This is a genomic window from Parasutterella sp. St.1A3, assembly GCF_059728705.1.
The window spans coordinates 1431627-1449691 of sequence record NZ_BAAGFK010000001.1 but is presented as its reverse complement, the minus strand read 5'-3'; the positions used below and the strand labels follow the sequence as shown (position 1 = coordinate 1449691).

Genomic DNA, 18065 nt, shown 5'->3' with positions numbered 1-18065 from the left:
ATTAAATAGAAGACCACGATAAGGGTTTCCTTTTGAAGGGAGACCTTAGCCCAGGGAGCCGCTAGATGCGTATGCAATCATTCATTGCAGCCAGCATATCCTCAATTTTATTCAGCCTCGCCCTGATCACCGGTTTGGACGGCGCCTCTTTGCCCGTTGTCTCTTCCAAGCGTGTTTGGATTTTCGTCGTGAAGTTTAGGGCGATCTTGTTAAGCAGTGTTCTTCCGGCCAGATACTGAGCGTTTGTGCACTGCAGCCGATCCTGATTAAAGGCCATATCTAACGCCCAATGGCCTTTGTTTTCAATTGCCCAGTGCTGACGAATGGCACGATGCAGAACCTGCTCCACATTCGGGGCATCGTACCTTAATGATGAGATGTAATAGCGGACCTGAGGCCCAAGAATTTCTCCGGTGTTTTTCTTCACCGTGTCAGTGACGGCTTCCACGATCGATCCTTCATCGAGGCCAACCCATTTATTAAGAATTTCTTCCGGTAAAAGAGCTCCCGGAAGAACTCGAGTTTTTCTTTTCGTAATTTTGCCGCCTTGGTCTGTTACCGAAGGCCGCGCAATTTTGTACTCATGTGTTCCCAGTTCGAAGAATCCGCGCACCTGTTCATATGTAAGATCCTGATTAGCCTTCAGAGCCAAACAGTAGTCGGCCTTTTCGGCAATGATCTTTGCGGCGAACTCGGTTTGTGTATTTAAAGCATCTGCTGTGACGATTGCCCCTCGAATGTCTAAAGTGTCGATGAGCTTTGAGGCATGGGTAATTTCGTTGTTCTTTTCACCGATGACTTGCTGAGCCAGAATCAACTCGTTGTCTGCATCCATGATGTTTAAAACATACGGGGAGTGCTGAGAAGAATCCCGGGAAGCCCTGATAGCCTGTCCGTCGACAGCAATTACCGGGTGAGACAGTCTGCTGCGCAGCATCTCAACGAACCGTTCGATCAGAGCGGCATTTTTGTCTTTGCCGATAATCATCGTGATGCGCCTGACGGTATCGTGAGATATTTCCTCATCAGGAAAGTTGGGGAAGGTCTTGCTCAGCAAGGGGCGGCATTGATGCCAGAACTCTGCAATTTCCGTGCAGGAAGTTTTGCCTTGCATCGCAGCAAGAAGAATGACGCAAAAGACAATATCCAATGGGTAAATGATCCGTCCGGGATCTCTGGGATCAATCACTTCTTGGGCAGGTGCGGCAATCTTAGCCGCTTGAAGTGAACCTTTTCTTCTGCGCGGTTCCAGAGTAACCAATTTCTCCAAATCAGTTTCACCGGGCGGAAGTTTTCCCAAAGTCTCCGTTGAAATTCTTCTGCTGTTTTTAATCTTTGGATCGTAAACGCTGACGACTCTTTGAACATAAGTCCAACCGTCTTTTCGTTTCGCACGAATGATAGAAGTGTGCTCTTTTGGGTTATCAGATCTTGGTCTTGACATAGCAATCACCTTATATTGATCTCTAATATTATACTATTCATCACGATAAAGGGCAAGCACTTTTCCTAATAAATTCATGCAATTATCAGAAATTTTCGCAGATATTATTCAGATTTTTTATTAATATCGTGCGTCGAACCTGATTTTATCAAGATATTGTTAAAACTAAACACTGAACTTACGTTTCCATTGATTCAGTATGTAATTGGAAAAATCCTTTTTGAATTTTTCCATCGAAAAATTTGAAAGATGAGCTTGAAATTGCTCTTCTTTCCAATGATCTTTGGGTAGCTCTTCAAAATCTAACAAGCAGTCAATCAGTGATTTTTCAGATTGTTCATAGAATAGTAAACCAGTTTGAGGTGTAACTGTATCTAGAGCGCCGCCTCTTCCGAATGCAAGCACTGGCTTATTGAAAGCCATGGCTTCAAGGAGAACTAAACCAAAATCTTCCTCAGCAGGAAAAATCAAAGCTGTGCAGTTCTTTAATGCTTCCCTGACGATATCATCGGATGTATTAGTCATAATTTTTATGGTTGGTCCTGCAATATTTTGAAGAGACTGAAGTTCTGAGCCATTACCAATCACTAGAAGATTTCGGCCTAATGTATTGCAGGCCTTAACAGCGATATCAACTCGTTTGTATTCAACTAAGGCGCCAAGACAGAGGTAAAAATTCTGAAAGGGAAGCTTAACGTCTGTACTAGGTTGGTTCTTGCTTTTCAGCCTCAACATGTCAACCGGTGGATGAATAACTGGTGACTCTTTATTCCACCACCTTAAAATTCTGCGTTTAACAGTCTCTGAGATTGCAACTATAGAATCGACTCTATTTGAAGAAAGAACATCCCACATTCTCAAATAATGAAAAATAGGAATCATAAAAAAACGAACCAACTTACTGGATGATTTCAGGTAGAGTGGATAAAAGTCCCATAAATATCTCATGGGAGAAAAACAGTAGCAAATATGAAGCGCATCCGCACGTGTGATAACTCCTTTTGCAGGTCCGGATTCATTCGAAATAATTAGATCGAATTCTCTTAAATCCAGTTGCTCTAATGCTAGTGGCATTAGAGGTAAATATTTTTTGTATTGTTTTTTTGAAAAGGGCAGCTTATTGATGAAGGTTGTCCTAATCTCATGTTTTTTTATTTTTTCTGAAATAGCATTTTCGTCGAGAACATTGGTAAAAATAACAGCAGAAGGGTACAGCTCGCATAGAGCTTCCAAGACCCTTTCTCCACCTCTCATCGAGGTGAGCCAATAGTGGACTATTGCTACTTTTTTTTCAGGACTGTTCGACATAAAGAAATTAACTAAATTTATAGATTCTGTTCATATGCCTGCTTTGCAAGCTTTTTACCAAGTTCGACCCCGGGCTGATCGAAAGCATTAACTCCGAACAGAGTTCCCAACATCGTTGTTTTATGTTCATACATGGCCATTAGCGCTCCCAAACGCTCCGGAGTCAGTTCGTCCAAAGTTATAGTTGATACTACATTAAAGTATTTGCTGTTTGGGTCTCGTGTAACTAGTGCCTCAGTTTGAGCTTTCGCATTGGCCATTAAAACTTTATCCAGTTCCCTATGTGCATGACCCGGTTTTTCACACCAACAAACATCAATGGCAGTTTTGGCAGTTCCTTCTCTAAGCCATTGGTAAAACGAGTGTTGTGATTCGTTGCCGTGACCTCCCCAAACAGTTAAGGAGGTTTTTCCTACGACAGGGGAGCCATCTGGCTTGACGCTTTTCCCAAGACTTTCCATCTCTAATTGCTGAAGCCAATCAACCATCGTTCTCAGTCGTTCATCATAGGGGAGAAAACAATAAGATGAAACATCCAACTTTGTTGCATTCCAATAGGCAAACATTGCCATTAAGGCAGGAAGGTTATTTTGTAAAGGAGAAGAAGAAGCATGTTCATCCATCAGATGAGCACCTGATAGAAATCTTCTAAAAACATGACTTCCAAGAGCAATAGCGATTGGTAACCCTATGGCTCCCCAAACTGAAAATCTTCCACCAACCCAATCCCAAATTGGGAAGAAATTCTCACGGGGAAGTCCGAAAATCTCTGGGGCATCATTTCTGGCTGAGACTACGACAACGTGTTTTTTTAAGTCTTTTTCGGGAATCCCTGCAGATCGAAGCCACCGTAGTATTTCTTTTGCATTAGCTTGAGTTTCTTGAGTCTTAAAACTCTTTGAGGAGATAACAATAAGTGTCTTGAAAGGATCTAAAGTCGAAGTTATTCGATCAAATATTACTCCGTCAGCGGAAGCAAGAAAATGAAGATTAATTTCAGGTTTTGCACTTCTTAATGCGTTATATACCGTTCTGGGCCCCATGTCAGATCCGCCAATACCGACATTGATTACGTCTGTAAATCGATCACCAGCAGAGCCTCTTCTTTTCCAATTACGTATATCGTCTGCAAAACGACAGAATTTGTTCAATGTTTCATGGACTTCCTTTGCATGTGGAGCGTCAGGAGATGGATCTCTTAAAGAAGTGTGAAGGGCGGATCTATGTTCTGTTTTATTCACGATTTTTCCGCTTTTCATCTCTTTGAAAGATTCAATCATTCTCTTTTGCTTTACGAAGCTGATGAGAGAAAGCAATTCCTTCTGTGAGATACGCTGTCTACCTAAATCTAAAGTTATTCCACATGAACTTTTTTTGAAATTCTCAAAAGAGTCTCTGATGAAAGGTGTAACGGTCAATGATTGCATGTTTTTTTCTTCAATTAGCTCACTTAACGGGATTGGCACAAGCTCTTTACAGAGACTTAATGTCTCTTTTCTTCACCTATTAAATGAAGAGAGTCCTCTTTAGACTGATTATGATTATGCTTGAAAATAACTGCAAGCATTGAACAACCCACAAAACAGCCAAACAATACCATTATTGTTATCGTTCCCAGACCGGATTTAATAAGCAAAGAATATAAAGCTAGCATTACGAGGATGGAGCTGTTTTCATTGAAATTCTGCACTGCAATAGATCGGCCTGCACTCATAAGGACATGACCTCGATGCTGTAGAAGTGCATTCATAGGTACGACAAAGAATCCGGCCATCATGCCAACGACAACCAACATAATGCAGGCAACTATAACTGCATAAGAGAAATGAACGCCAATAAAATCAAATCCTCCAGGGATCCACGATCCTTTAAAGAAAGACATGATGGCAACAGAAAAGCCCATAGCAACGCCAATCGGCAAAACGTCTATGCTTTTCCTTAAACTTACAAACGAGGCGGCAAGTACAGCGCCTATAGCGATGCCTATCGCAACGACGCCTTGAAGTATAGCCGCCTTAGAAAGATCAAGGCCGAGGGCTGTATCTGCCCATGCAAGAACTAAAAACTGCAGTGTTGCGCCGGCGCCCCAAAAAAGAGTTGTAACTGATAATGAAATTTGTCCAAGTTTATCCTTCCATAATAGGGCACAGGATTTTCCGAAATTAACGAGCGTATGCACTGGTCTGAAGTCTTGTTTTGGATAACGAGCTCCAGTATCGGGGATAAGAAGATTAACGGCTGCGGCAGCTGCGTATACCAATATCATTACTGCAATTGCAGCTTGCGCAGCATTATGAACACCAAATAAATGTTCTTGTTTGACAAAATGGTCAATCATTGGAGAAATGAGAAATCCGCCCAATCCGGTCCCCAATATAATAGAGGCAACTGTCAGCCCCTCGATCCAGCCGTTTGCTTTCACTAATTTTTCAGGAGGCAATAGTTCGGTAAGTATTCCGTATTTAGCAGGCGAATAAGCGGCCGCTCCTAAACCAACAATACCATACGCAAGAAGAGGATGAGTTCCGAAAAGCATTATGCAGCAGCCTAACGTTTTTACCGCATTGGTAATAAACATTACTCGCCCTTTTGGCATTGTATCAGCGAAGATTCCAACCCATGCTGCAAAAAGTACATAACTAACGACAAAGAATAGCTTCAGAAGAGGAGTCATCCACTCAGGTTCATTTAATGTCGCTAACAGCGCAATTGCAGCAATCAATAAGGCATTATCGGCTAATGAAGATAAGAACTGTGCCAGCATGATGCTGTAAAAGCCTTTTGTCATATATCGAGACTCCTAAAGTATTGAGAGATTATAATTCCTACACTGTGTAGCTTGGATAGATAATTACTACGCAGTAAACTTAATTTGTATTTTTATGGGAACTAAGCCAAACATAAATTGTTTGATTGTGGGTTGTGGTATCTCAGGCGCAACGTTAGCCCGTAAGTTGGCTGAAAATTCTCATCAAGTCACGGTAATTGATACGAAAGATCACATCGGAGGTAACTGTTTTGATTATTTCGATTAAGAAGGAATATGCATCCGCAAATATGGCACACATATTTTTCACACAGAAAACGAGACAGTACGGCGGTTTTTATCCCATTTTACTCAATGGTGCCCGTATCAGCATGAGGTGAAAGCACTGATTGACGGTCAGCTTGTTCCGATTCCCTTTAATTTCAATACAATCGCACAGCTTTTCCCTAAGGAGATGGCTAATCGTTTGATTAATGCTCTTTTGTCCGAGTTCCCATTCAACAAGAAGGTGCCAATCTTAAAACTCCGTGAAAGCCGGTCAAAAGTTCTTCAGTATCTGGCAGAGTATGTTTATGAAAAAGTATTCTTACACTACACCGAAAAACAATGGGGTGTAAGACCGGAAGATTTGGATCCCCTCACTGGCAGAGTTCCTATTTTTGTTGGAAGGGATAACCGTTATTTTCAGGCAAAGTACCAAGGCATTCCTCTCCAAGGCTACACAGCTATGTTTGAAAAGATGTTGGATCATCCGAACATAACAGTTTTGCTCAATACAAAGTTTACCTAAATTCTTGGGGTTAGCCTCATCTGAAGAAGGGCAGGCTCTTGCATTAAGGAGTTATCCATCAAGGCCTTTCCTATCAAGGTCTTTTCCAACAACCGGCGTTCTTTTTGGCAAATCTATCCACCTATAAACTGTTGCAAAACAAACTGGCACATGCTTTGCAATTTTTTTATTGGCATCCCCTGATTGTACAAATCCGAAACAAGCCTTCTTGCCTCTGCTTGTTTCTAGATATCTGTTCTTCAACTTTCATTGTTGACTCCCTAAGTAGTCAACTTTTTTCAGGACAAGACTCATTGAGAATACCGTTCGAATCGTTGAGAGAAATCAATGAGACGCTTACATTGCAATTAAAACGCTCGAGAGATTTCAACTGAAACCCTTGGCTCGTAGAGAAAGAAAGGCGCGAAGTCTAAAGATATTAGGCTCCGATAATGATCAGTTGAATCCTGGGATGGAAACCGGATCATTTCATACCTGAATTTGTCTTCTTCGCCATCCTTCTGTTGACTCTGCAGGCCTTTCGTCATGAAGGCTTTCCAGGATTACACGGTGATAAGATTGTCCGCTACACAATTAGTCGTATCAAGATGATTAGTGGGAATGATGAAAACCTCGTCCTGATTGATTTATGTAAATGCGTGCTGCAAGTTATCCTATCCTACAATTGCAGTAGAGGGACAATCGCTCTTAACTTCACTACAAAATTCCAAGCACAGATGGAAGAAAAAATACGCAAAGGATGTTGCTTCCAGCTTCACGCTAAGAGCCCGGTTTAAAGAAGTTGAAGATGTGTTCGCTATGATGAATGCATGTTGGGATGATCTGATAGGCCTCTCTAACTTTAGAGGGCCTATCTATTCACCTATCGCTTCAAATTTGATCGGCGAACCGGAGCTTTCGGAAATCAAAGATAATTTATTTTTTTGGTCTGTAATTTTTATAAAGTTTCCTCGCTAACTCAAAAAGTTTAGGATGACGAAAAAGTTTGGATTTAATATAATCCTTCAGCGTAATCTCCTGAATTATACTTTCTTCTGTTGCACTCTGTGGAAGAATATGGGTGTTTAACTGAGTGGTTAACTCACTTTTGAAGTTGTCTCTAATATTCGTTAAAGAAGCACGAAGTGGGTTATCTAAAACCCGTTTTGTGGCTTCTAAATAGGAACAGCCATAGCGTCTATCTGGTTCTAAATGGCAGCCCTCACCCCATTCATTCCAGGCATTTATAAAAATATAAGGGGATTCATGCTGCTTACTGTAAGTTACGAGATAATTAAGCCAGTTTTCATATAGCTCCGGAGAGCAATTGATAACAGTTACTGAACTGTCTTTCCTTCTGGCCGTGTTATCCCACGAGGGGATTATCCCTCTTATACGCAAAAATGGATCTTCTGTATTCCATTTGTCTAACGCTTTAAGGAACATTTTTCTGTAGTCTAGAATGTGTCCACTATAATTTGGGTTAAGCATCTTTCCTGGCAGGTTGTCTGCTAACGTATCGAGGCCATAAAACTGGTGAGGAGGGAATTCAACGATTCCATCAGCTCCCATTTTTTTTGCTTCGGAATCACCAAGATAAAAATCAACTACCAGAATACACAAATTGTCAATGCCTATCTTTTTAGCAGCCTCTCGCATTTTTTTAATACTTTCAGCCGGCTTCGAGAACAAACTCGGCCGGTATATTAGCAGTACAGGCTTCGAATCAAGTTTTATGTATCTCTCATCTTTTAGAGTTCTTTCTAAGGAAAGGATGAAATTATTTTCAAAACCTTGAGCGTAATTTTGTTTTAAGACTACCTCGTTATTTCCTCCATCCCATTTTTTAGACCAGTTTTCATTGGCCCAACAAATACAGAAGGGAAATTGGATATTTGAATCAAGAAAAAGATTAAGAGGTAATTCAAGAGCTCTTTTCCCATCGAACCAGTAGTAGTAAAAACAAAAACCATATATTCCAAATGACTTGGCTAAATCAACTTGTTTACTAATAGTCTCTACGAAAGACAAATCATAGAACCCAAGTTTCCCAGGTATGTGAGGTTGGTAATGTCCAACAAAATTAGGCCTTCCTTGAGCAACATTAGTCCACTCTGTAAAGCCATCTCCCCATAGTTCATTATTTAAGTTGTTTATGTGGTATTGCGGTAGATAAAACGCAATCAATTTTGCTAATTCTTTTTGCATAATCTTAAATACTCTCTATTCAATCTTTTCTTAATAGCTGAAAATAACATACGGGCTGATTCTTTTATTCCAGGAGCTACAGGTTTAGTTGGGACTTTGTCACAAAGCTCATAGTACAAGTTAATGAGATACTGCTCTGCAGATTGCTTATTCATTATCCAGCCAGAATAGAATTTTTCATTCTGAGCTATTAAGGTATAAATTCTTTCCAGGGCGTGCAGAACTGTTCCGTCAGCAGCTAGTGGTTCTTCTGGGAAAAAGTCTATTGGCAGTTTTTGATTTACAAGTGGCGCCAATGCAGATTTTCTGACCCAGAACATGGCACCATATGGAACTAGAGGGTGAGTATCGAAGGGTACATCTAGTTCAAAAAGCTCAAAGAGTTTCTTTGCCCAGGTAAGATTATTGGGATTTGCCCAAACCGTATTAGGAATATTGCGCCACTTTGAAAAGAGGGGAGGCGGGGGGAAAAGTAATCCAATTTTCGGGTTCCTCTCAAAGACTTCAATTACGTTTTGTATATATTCAGATGAAGGCACTAAGTTATCAAGGCAGTATTCGCTCCAGTCGTAGCCTCTTATAGCAGGGTATTCAAGACCTGATTTTTTATCATGGAGAAGGCATGTATAGTCATATTTTTTCAATAACTCAGAGCCACAGTTAAAGTAGGCGAACTCATTTCTGCCTCTGTTTTGCATGAGACTATACTCACAACCAACTGAAAAATTTTTCTGATACAACTCTAAAATTTCGCTTTTTGGAGAAACGATCAGGACTTTTGCCTCTAGTTGCAAAAACCGATCAATAATCTTCCGATTTTGTTCGATAAGATCTTCATAATAAACAAAAATTATTAGAGCAATCTTCTTGCAATCCGATTCAATATGTGTGCGATCTTTATCGAGAATATAAAAGTGGTGCAAGAGGGGAAATGTCAGTGATTGTTGATGGTCGAGTAAGTCATCATAAATAAGGTTAAGCGGATACCCTTGCTTTTCTGCTGCTCTTAAAGCTGAAGCAGAGTGATGTCCATAAGAGTTTTCTAAAAAATAGTGGTAAGATAACGAAAAGTATTTTCTTTTTAATAAAGGAACACCACTCGCTAGTAATTTATCAGGCAACAGCATAGAAGGATTATCAAACAGTTGCCCCGTTTCCCTGAAACCGCTTTTATATTTAATAAGGAAGCCTTTTGAACGAAAATACTCAGTCAAAGACGTTTCAATATCAATTGCATCTTCGAAAGTAATAGGGTATTTGAGAGACAGAAAAAAATTAGTGAGTGCGTTGGTCTTGATAATATTTGGTCCGAATAAGAGGAAAAAGGATTGTAGATGCTCTTTGATACAACCAGTCCTCGGATGTAAATACCAACCAAAAAAGTCTTTATTACTCAGCAGAGTTTGCGGAGGTTCTAAGTTTCCTATTGGTCCATAAAAAGAATTGTTAACGAGAAGAACATTGTCGTAATCTTTAACTTTATTTCCATAATTTTTAAAAAAATCTTTGTAGGCTCCAAAATCATAACCCGCATTGTCTCTTACGAGAAAGGAAATATTTTTTTGTGTTAACCAATCAATTGATTTGATATCAAGTTCAGAGTTAGAGACTAAATGAACCTCATAATGTATCAGGAGTGCAGCTAAAAAATATTTCTCATATTCTTTTAAGCCATTTTTGTGTGAATAATGTATATATACAGCTAAGTTTTTCATTTTTATCCAAAACACTTTATGTACACTTCTTCAGGGTCGGAATCCATAATTATTTTCCCATGCTCAAGCCAAATGGCCCTAGTACAGCATTTTTTGATTAAGCCACTGAGAGTGGCTGGCAAGTATAAGTATGTCGCTGTTTTCTACCGTTGAGGTGAGCCTTTCTTCGGCTTTATTTTGAAAATTTTTATCTCCTACCGATAACCACTTATCCATAAGAAGGATCTCTGGATTTATCATAGTCGAAACAGCGAAAGCTAGCCTGAGATGCATTCCGCTTGAATACGTGCGTACAGGCATGTAAACAAATTCTCCAAGCTCTGAAAACTCAATGATGTTTTCTAGCTCTTTCTCTAGTTTTTCACGAGGTATACCTAAGAGTGCACCTCTAAGAAAAATGTTTTCTATCCCTGTAGCTTCAGAGTCAATACCTAAAGAAATATCAATTAACGAGCCGATAGTCCCTTCAATAATTGCACTGCCGGCATTTGGGGTGTAAACGCGGCCCATCACTCTAAGTAGAGTGCTTTTTCCAGCTCCGTTATGACCAACAAGGCCAACTCTTTCTTTAGGCCCTATTTTGAGAGAAATGTCATCTAAAGATCTAACAACAGTGTTACCATTTTCTGTTGAACTAATTTTGCCGCCGGTAGTGATTCCCATGATAGTTTTCTTAAGAGATCTTCCTTGCGAATTGTAAATTGGTATATCTAATGTAACATTTTCTAAAATAATCCTGCTCATAATATCTTCTCATTAAAGCAGAATGGGATTCTATCTCTGTATTTGTTGAAAAATACTATTGCGAAAGTCCACCCAACCACAGCATAACCCAAGGTCCAACAAACGTTGGAATAGGAAGGAAGAGTTCCTAAAAGAGGACTCCTCACAACTTCACTGAGGTGATAGAAAGGATTAGGCTCTAGGAGCATTACAGACGACCTTGCTGGAAGGAGCGAAGGCACTAGATGATAGGAGTTACGTAAAATAATATTTGTAGGAAGCTTGAAACAATTTGAGTCAAGTCTCTAAAACGCGCACAAATAATGGAGAAAACAAGTGATAGCCATGCAAGATTTATCAATAACAGAAATAATCCAATTGGAAAGAATAAGACTGAAATATTTACGGATTTACCAACAAAAAATAGGCGAATGGTAAGACCACTAAATTATGAAGAAAAATGTAAAAATTTTTGATTATCATTCGTTCAATATGTATAAATAGAGGTAGCGGCAACTGACGAATGATGCCCTGCGAATTAGGGAATACAAGAGTGGATTCGCTGATTATTCCTGAAATGAGGCCCAAAATGATCTGCCCTCAGGACAGAAAGGAGAGGAATTCAGCCATTGGAGCTTTAAAAAGTTTCCCAAATATTAATCCAATACAAGCAATAGTGACTCCCATTGAAATAGAAATCCAAAAAGGGCCTAGACTTGACCTTCGATATCTTTGTCTTATATCTGCGTAAGCAAGATATGCGGGTAGCCTAATGTCTCGTAACCCGTTCAGTATATCTAGAAGGCCTTTTGATGATTTATTTGAAGACATAATAAAATAGAAGACGTAAAACCAAAGGTTTTCTATGAATGAACTTAATAATGTTGGAACAAGCAAAATTTCAGTAATTGTACCCAGCTTTAACTATTGCCAATATTTAAGCAAAGCAATTGAAAGTGTTCTCGCTCAAACCTATCCGTATCTAGAGCTTATCATCGTTGATGATGGATCGTCAGATGATTCTCTATCACTGGCAAAGATGTATTCCCAAAAGGATAGACGAATTTCCGTCTTTACACATGCTCATCATGCACATTTGGGGTTGAGTTCTACTCTGCAACTAGGACTGTCAAAGTCAACTGGTGAGTGGGTAGTTTTTCTTGAGTCTGATGATTGGTTAGAAAAAACTTATCTGGAAGACAAGCTAGGTTTTTTAGACAGCAGCTCTTGTGTAGTTAACGGAATTATTTTAGAGGCTGAAGACAATTGTGATATAACTTGGCAGACGGCGTATATCCACAGAGTTCTCAGTAAAATTTACAAAAATTCTAACGAGGGAAAAACACTTTTATTCGAAATTTTGAATGAAAACTTAATTCCAACGTTTTCTTGCGTGATGATAAAGCGAGAAATTCTTCAATGCCTTGACTGGAATACGCCAGTCGAAAAGTGGTTGGACTGGTATCTTTGGATACAACTTTTTCAACTTGAAAAAGTTGTTGTTACAACGAAATTGTTAACACATTGGCGTATTCATAAAAATAGCCAGAACAACAGAAAAAAAGTTCTTTTATATATTAATGAGGTTAAAAAATTTAGAAAGGGAGTACGAAACATTTTGGCTAACATAGATACTCATGACAAATCGTATAAAATGAAAACGCTGAATTCTTCATCGTTTATTTTTTTGTGCAGAAGATTTTATCTATCTAGTCGAGAGATTGGGATCATTCCTTTGTTAAAACAAGTCATTTCAAGATTCAAATAAAGTAGTTCACTGCTGTCCAAAATAATTTACTTTTGAATTTAGACTGTTGTATTCATAGGCAATCCCGGTCACAAAAGTTTAAAAGTCATAAACAAGCCCCCTGTTAGTCAAATAAAGAAAGCTGAATAAGCTTCGGGGGTTCCTTCCAGTCCTTGTTGTCCGGCTGATTAAGCAAGTGGAGTAGGCTCTTGCAGGTCATAAGATTTAATTTGAAGTATCTGGCAAGCCTGCAAAAAGTCCATTTATAAGTTGAGCGGCGCCGCATCAACTCTAATAGCAAGATCGCTATGGCAGCTGTCCAAATCTGCGTCATGACGGCATTTTCAGTTGTTCCGACAAAGCTCTTGATGACCAGGTTTTGTTTGATGCGCGTAAAGAAAAGCTCTATCTGCCACCTCTCCCTGTAGAGCTCTGCCACCTCAGTGGTGCTCAACTCTTTGCTATTGGTAAGAAATTCAAACCAACGGTTTGTTTCTTTGTCCAGCCATTGTACGACTCTAAAGCTTGTATCCTAGCAATGCTCTTTGGCCTTAAGTCTAGTGAATTTCATCTCATAAAGACCCCAACATCCTTCAGGGTCATCCTCAATAAGACCCTGAGGAAGCGACGTATGCAGCGCGTTGTCTTTTAAGCGGGTGACAAACACAAAAGCGGGTGACAAACACAACTCCTTTATTCGTCAGTCTTTGGAATAATGAGTAATCGTTGTAACCCCTATCCATAACGACGATAGAACCGGCGGGAATATCCTCTAATATTCCTTTGGCTCCCTTGATATCGCTCGTCTTTGCTGGCGTTTCCACGATGAGCTCCGGCAGTGAAGTATCGTTGTTCAAAAGCGTGTGAAGTTTTATTCCGCCTTTACGCCTTCGGTGCTGAGCCCATTCAAACAAACGCAAACATAAGCTTATTGTCGTGGAATCGGGACTGAAGACCGGCTTAGTGAACCTATTTCCCAGACGCCCTTGAATCTCGTGTCTAAATTTTTTCAGCAAGACAAAATAAAAGTCCTCATAAAGTTTGTAAGGCCGCTTGCTGTTGGCGTAGCTCAGGGTAGATCGACATACTGCTGTCGCACCTATGTGACTGAGCTTGCCCAGACTCGAATAGAGGCCGTCGGAAATCTCCCGTAATGAATCCGCCCCTGTGAGTTGGCAAAAAAGCATTGCGATAAATTGGCTCCACGTCGTAAGCCCCTTGGCCTCTTTGTCGGATTGATAGTGAGTAACCAAGTTTTGAAACTCAATTTTTCCGCCCATGAGCTGGACAAGTTGGGCAAACATAGATATCGTTGTTCTCTGCATGCTGGTGCTCCGTTTGTTTATTTGGCAAAAATCAACTTTATCGGATCGCCAGCATGTTCGCATCAGGGTTATCTCAATTGTGAAAATTTATTTTGGACACTAGTGAAAGTAGTGATAAAAATGAAAATTTTAGTTACAGGTGGAGCTGGTTTTATAGGCTCTTGCTTTGTTTTACAGCGCGTTAACTCCAGTGATTTCATTATTAACTTGGATAAGCTTACATATTCAGGCAATATTGAGAATCTGAATGCTGTCTCAGATAAACCTAATTACGCTTTTGTCCGAGGCGATATCGGCGATTCTGAACTTGTCAAGAAATTGCTTGAGGAATTTCAACCTGATGCAGTGGTGAATTTTGCTGCAGAAAGTCATGTAGACAGATCCATCGTTGATCCGGATATTTTCGTTCGCACAAATGTTCTTGGGACAGAAATACTGCTTCGTACAGTAAAAGAATGGTGGGAAAACCTCCCCACTGAGAAAAAAGATAATTTTAGGCTCCATCATATTTCAACAGACGAAGTTTTCGGAACATTAAAATTGGAAGACCCTGCCTTTACTGAGGAGACACCGTTTGCCCCTAACAGTCCTTATTCTGCTTCAAAAGCTTCGAGCGATCATTTTGTCCGTGCCTTCAATGAGACATATGGCTTACCAACATTGATCACTAACTGTTCAAACAATTATGGTCCGCGTCAGTTTCCAGAAAAATTAATTCCATTAATGACTTTAAACGCAATTTCGGGGAAAAAACTTCCCATTTATGGAACTGGAGAAAACATTCGAGATTGGCTCCACGTTGAAGACCACTGCGAAGCTATTTACGAAGTTTTAACCAAAGGAAAGGTTGGTGAAACATACAATATTGGAGGAAAATCGGAGAGGACGAATTTGTTTATTGTTAACAAAATCTGTTCTATCTTAGATGATATCAAACCCCGTGAAGATGGCAAGTCATACAAAGAACAGATTACATATGTAAAAGATCGATTGGGCCATGACTTTAGATATGCAATCAATTGTGCGAAAGTTGAAAGGGATCTTGGTTGGACACCCCGTCATACTTTCGAAGAAGGAATCAAGGAAACCGTTCAGTGGTATTTAGATAATCCGTCTTGGGTAGAAAGTATCAAGACAGGTGAGTATCGAAAATGGCTTGAAGCTAACTATAACGGGAGAGAATAATGGCAAAAAAGTGGAGAGGAATTATTCTGGCGGGAGGAAGTGGTACACGACTTTACCCCCCCCCTTACGAAAAGTATCAGCAAGCAGTTGATGCCTGTATACGATAAACCAATGATTTACTATCCTCTTTCAGTTTTAATGCTTGCAGGAATAAGAGAGATCGCAATTATTACAGCACCCGATCAACAGGATTTATTTAAAGACTTGCTTAGGGACGGATCTCAGTGGGGATGTAGGTTTGAGTATATGGTTCAAGAGAAGCCCGAAGGTTTAGCGCAGGCTTTCTTGCTCTGTGAAAATTTTATCAAAGGTCACAACACATGTTTGGTTCTTGGAGATAACTTGTTTTTTGGCCATGGATTCCAAAAGCTCTTGTTGAAAGCAAAAGAACGAGATGAGGGGGCCACAGTTTTTGGCTACCAGGTGTCTGATCCGGGGCGGTTCGGGGTAGTTGAATTTGATTCCGAGAAAAAAGCAGTCTCAATTGAAGAAAAACCAAGACTACCTAAATCAAATTTTGCAGTGACAGGATTGTATTTTTATGACGAAGGAGTTCTTGAGATTGCCAAGAAAGTTAAACCTAGCCCTCGTGGTGAGTTAGAAATAACAGACGTTAATCTAGCCTACCTCAAAAATAAAACTCTTAATGTTGAAATTATGGAGAGAGGCGTAGCGTGGTTAGATACAGGCACACACGAATCTTTGCTTGAAGCAGCGTCTTTTATCCATTCTGTACAAACTCGTCAAGGTTTAATGATTTCGAGTCCGGAGGAAATCGCCTGGCGACAAGGGTATATCAACGATCAGCAATTGGAAGAATTGGCTAGGCCGATCGCTAAGAATTTGTATGGACAGTATTTGTTGAACTTATTGAGGTGGTGCTGATGGAAGTAATCAAAACAACAATAGATGGAGTATTGTTAGTTAAACCGAAAATCTTCGGAGATGCACGTGGCTATTTTGTAGAAACATGGCAAGAACAACGATATGAAGAATGTGGAATTGATTTACTTTTCGTCCAGGATAACCATAGCAAGTCAAGTAAAGGAATTTTGAGAGGGCTTCACTTCCAAAAAAATCATCCTCAAGGAAAGCTTGTTATGGTTTCGTATGGTGAAGTGTTTGACGTAGCAGTTGATATTAGAGAAAATTCTCCAACATTTGGAAAGTGGTATGGGGCTATTTTGAATCAGGAAAATCAAAATCAGCTCTGGATTCCTCCTGGCATGGCTCACGGCTTTGTGGTATTAAGCGATGTAGCGCACTTCCACTACAAATGTACAGACTATTATCATCCCAATGACGAAGGGTCTATTCGATGGAACGATCCAGACCTTGGAATTGAATGGCCAATTGATTTTGAACCTTTGTTAAGCGACAAAGATTCTAAAGCTCCGTGGTTCAAAGATTTCAGAAAAGAGCTCTTTAAATGAAAAAGATTGCGATTACCGGTTCAATGGGGATGTTGGGACAAACTTTAGTAAAGAATCTTAAGGGGTTTGAACTTATTCCTCTGACTATTGAAAACTGCGATATCACTCAGGGATGCGAAGTAGAAAAAGCATTTGTTCAATTTAGACCGGACGTTGTTATTCATTGCGCAGCAATGACAGCTGTAGACCTTTGTGAGTCTAAGCAGTTCGATGCATGGAAGATAAATGCTTTCGGGACGATAAATGTTGCGAGAGCTGCTAATTTGATTGGTGCAAAGTTAATTTCCATTTCTACAGACTATGTCTTTGATGGAGCCCTGGATAGGCCATATCATGAATACGATCAGCCAAATGGAGGTATAAACATTTATGCAAACTCCAAATGGGCAGCCGAGCAAGCAGTTCGTTCGCATTGTCCCAATCACTTGATTGCTAGAGTGTCTTGGCTATATGGAAGTCATGGGCCAAGTTTTGTGCATACCATGCTAAGACTTGCTGATGGTACAAGAACTTGTCTAAAAGTGGTAAATGACCAGGTAGGGAATCCCACTAGTACTAAGGCTGTTTCAGATGCGTTGCAGCAAATACTGATGCATCCTGAGTTAGTTGGTACTGTTCATTTAACTTGTGAAGGTGAGGCGAGCTGGTATGATTTTGCAAGAAAGATATTTGAAATAAAAAAAATAAACCAGAAAGTCGTTCCATGCACGTCTGATGAGTATCCTACTCCCGCAAAGAGACCAAAAAATTCAAGGCTTGATAAATTAGTCCTGAGAGAGAGCGGAATTCATCAAATGCCTCATTGGGAAGATGCGCTTAGAGAGTTTTTATTGCGTTAAAGATATTGGGTTGCGTTCTATGCAACCCAATATCTGTTAATTATTTTCAGACTCAGCGTAAGCTTTTTGTGTAAGTTTCTTGCTAAATTCAACGCCGGGTTGATCAAACGCGTTCACTCCAAAAAGAGTCCCCAACATTGTGGTTTTATGTTCATACATCGCCATTAAAGCTCCTAAACTCTCTGGCGTTAATTCTTTTGTCGTTATCGTTGAAACGACATTAAAGTATTTGCTATCTTTATCTCTTATTACAAGCGCTTCCGTCTGTGCCTTTGCATTTGCCATGAGGACTCGATTTAGCTCTTTATGGGAATGGCCTGGTTTTTCACACTCAAAAACATCAATTGCTGTTTTTGCGGTTCCTTCTCGTAACCATTGATAGAAGGAGTGCTGCGATTCGTTTCCATGGCTTCCCCAGACTGTAGGAGAGGTTTTCCCTATAACCGGTGTTCCATCGGGTTTTGTGCTTTTTCCTAGACTTTCCATTTCAAGTTGTTGAAGCCAATCTACCATGGTTCTAAGACGTTCATCGTAGCGGAGAAAACAATAAGATGACACATCCAAGTGTGTAGAGTTCCAATAGGCAAACATCGCCATTAATG

The 18065-nt window shown here is 40.0% G+C and carries 16 protein-coding genes and 1 pseudogene; 7 read left to right on the top strand and 10 right to left on the bottom strand.

Going from position 1 to position 18065, the window contains the following annotated elements:
• Positions 1 to 61: 61 nt before the first annotated feature.
• From AC6I1F_RS06810 to lplT, 4 genes are all read right to left on the bottom strand, one after another.
• Entirely contained in the window at positions 62 to 1444 is a 1383-nt protein-coding gene (locus AC6I1F_RS06810) for an ISAs1 family transposase (RefSeq protein WP_160336431.1), read from the bottom strand.
• A gap of 165 nt (positions 1445 to 1609) precedes the next feature.
• Positions 1610 to 2677: a glycosyltransferase gene (locus tag AC6I1F_RS06805; protein WP_290432756.1), complete on the bottom strand. Its 1068-nt coding sequence runs from the start codon at positions 2675 to 2677 to the stop codon at positions 1610 to 1612.
• Between the two features lie 92 nt (positions 2678 to 2769).
• Positions 2770 to 4179, bottom strand: coding sequence for a phosphoglucose isomerase-related protein (locus AC6I1F_RS06800; RefSeq protein WP_290432757.1), 1410 nt, complete (start codon positions 4177 to 4179; stop codon positions 2770 to 2772).
• 56 nt (positions 4180 to 4235) lie between these two features.
• Positions 4236 to 5540, bottom strand: a complete 1305-nt coding sequence (gene lplT / locus AC6I1F_RS06795) for a lysophospholipid transporter LplT (RefSeq protein WP_290432758.1) — start codon at positions 5538 to 5540, stop codon at positions 4236 to 4238.
• Positions 5541 to 5634: 94 nt separating this feature from the next.
• Between lplT and AC6I1F_RS06790 the strand changes: the two genes are divergently transcribed.
• Together AC6I1F_RS06790 and AC6I1F_RS06785 are read left to right on the top strand one after the other, a co-directional pair.
• A complete protein-coding gene (locus tag AC6I1F_RS06790; protein ID WP_290432759.1) occupies positions 5635 to 5787 on the top strand; it encodes an FAD-dependent oxidoreductase in 153 nt (50 codons plus the stop codon).
• A gap of 108 nt (positions 5788 to 5895) precedes the next feature.
• Positions 5896 to 6309, top strand: coding sequence for a UDP-galactopyranose mutase (locus tag AC6I1F_RS06785; protein ID WP_290432760.1), 414 nt, complete (start codon positions 5896 to 5898; stop codon positions 6307 to 6309).
• Positions 6310 to 7224: 915 nt separating this feature from the next.
• On the opposite strand, the gene AC6I1F_RS06780 is transcribed toward AC6I1F_RS06785, so the two are convergent.
• From AC6I1F_RS06780 to AC6I1F_RS06770, 3 genes are all read right to left on the bottom strand, one after another.
• Positions 7225 to 8496: a glycoside hydrolase family 99-like domain-containing protein gene (locus tag AC6I1F_RS06780; protein ID WP_290432761.1), complete on the bottom strand. Its 1272-nt coding sequence runs from the start codon at positions 8494 to 8496 to the stop codon at positions 7225 to 7227.
• The gene (locus AC6I1F_RS06775; RefSeq protein WP_290432762.1) at positions 8481 to 10211 is read right to left on the bottom strand and encodes a rhamnan synthesis F family protein; all 1731 of its coding nucleotides are present in this window, start codon (positions 10209 to 10211) and stop codon (positions 8481 to 8483) included. Before AC6I1F_RS06775 ends, AC6I1F_RS06780 begins: the two co-directional genes overlap by 16 nt.
• Positions 10212 to 10289: 78 nt before the next feature.
• A complete protein-coding gene (locus tag AC6I1F_RS06770) occupies positions 10290 to 10955 on the bottom strand; it encodes an ABC transporter ATP-binding protein (RefSeq protein ID WP_363325331.1) in 666 nt (221 codons plus the stop codon).
• 844 nt (positions 10956 to 11799) lie between these two features.
• Here AC6I1F_RS06770 and AC6I1F_RS06765 point away from each other — a divergent pair.
• Positions 11800 to 12702, top strand: coding sequence for a glycosyltransferase family 2 protein (locus AC6I1F_RS06765; RefSeq protein WP_290432763.1), 903 nt, complete (start codon positions 11800 to 11802; stop codon positions 12700 to 12702).
• 103 nt (positions 12703 to 12805) lie between these two features.
• On the opposite strand, the gene AC6I1F_RS06760 is transcribed toward AC6I1F_RS06765, so the two are convergent.
• Positions 12806 to 13186: a transposase gene (locus tag AC6I1F_RS06760; protein WP_290432778.1), complete on the bottom strand. Its 381-nt coding sequence runs from the start codon at positions 13184 to 13186 to the stop codon at positions 12806 to 12808.
• Between the two features lie 100 nt (positions 13187 to 13286).
• Complete coding sequence (locus AC6I1F_RS06755) at positions 13287 to 14006, bottom strand: IS4 family transposase (RefSeq protein WP_290432764.1); 720 nt, start codon at positions 14004 to 14006, stop codon at positions 13287 to 13289.
• 120 nt (positions 14007 to 14126) lie between these two features.
• On the opposite strand from AC6I1F_RS06755, the gene rfbB reads away from it, so the two are divergent.
• The 4 genes and pseudogenes from rfbB (at position 14127) to rfbD (ending at position 17463) form a co-directional block, all read left to right on the top strand.
• The gene (rfbB, locus tag AC6I1F_RS06750; RefSeq protein ID WP_290432765.1) at positions 14127 to 15191 is read left to right on the top strand and encodes a dTDP-glucose 4,6-dehydratase; all 1065 of its coding nucleotides are present in this window, start codon (positions 14127 to 14129) and stop codon (positions 15189 to 15191) included.
• A pseudogene (gene rfbA, locus AC6I1F_RS06745) lies at positions 15191 to 16076 on the top strand (glucose-1-phosphate thymidylyltransferase RfbA). The gene rfbB and the pseudogene rfbA overlap by 1 nt, the downstream one beginning before the upstream one ends.
• Positions 16070 to 16624, top strand: coding sequence for a dTDP-4-dehydrorhamnose 3,5-epimerase (gene rfbC, locus AC6I1F_RS06740; protein WP_290432767.1), 555 nt, complete (start codon positions 16070 to 16072; stop codon positions 16622 to 16624). The pseudogene rfbA and the gene rfbC overlap by 7 nt, the downstream one beginning before the upstream one ends.
• Positions 16621 to 17463, top strand: a complete 843-nt coding sequence (rfbD, locus tag AC6I1F_RS06735) for a dTDP-4-dehydrorhamnose reductase (RefSeq protein WP_290432768.1) — start codon at positions 16621 to 16623, stop codon at positions 17461 to 17463. Before rfbC ends, rfbD begins: the two co-directional genes overlap by 4 nt.
• Positions 17464 to 17499: 36 nt before the next feature.
• Here the strand turns inward: rfbD and AC6I1F_RS06730 are convergent, their stop codons facing one another.
• Positions 17500 to 18060: a glucose-6-phosphate isomerase gene (locus AC6I1F_RS06730; protein ID WP_363325332.1), complete on the bottom strand. Its 561-nt coding sequence runs from the start codon at positions 18058 to 18060 to the stop codon at positions 17500 to 17502.
• Between the last annotated feature and the right edge of the window lie 5 nt (positions 18061 to 18065).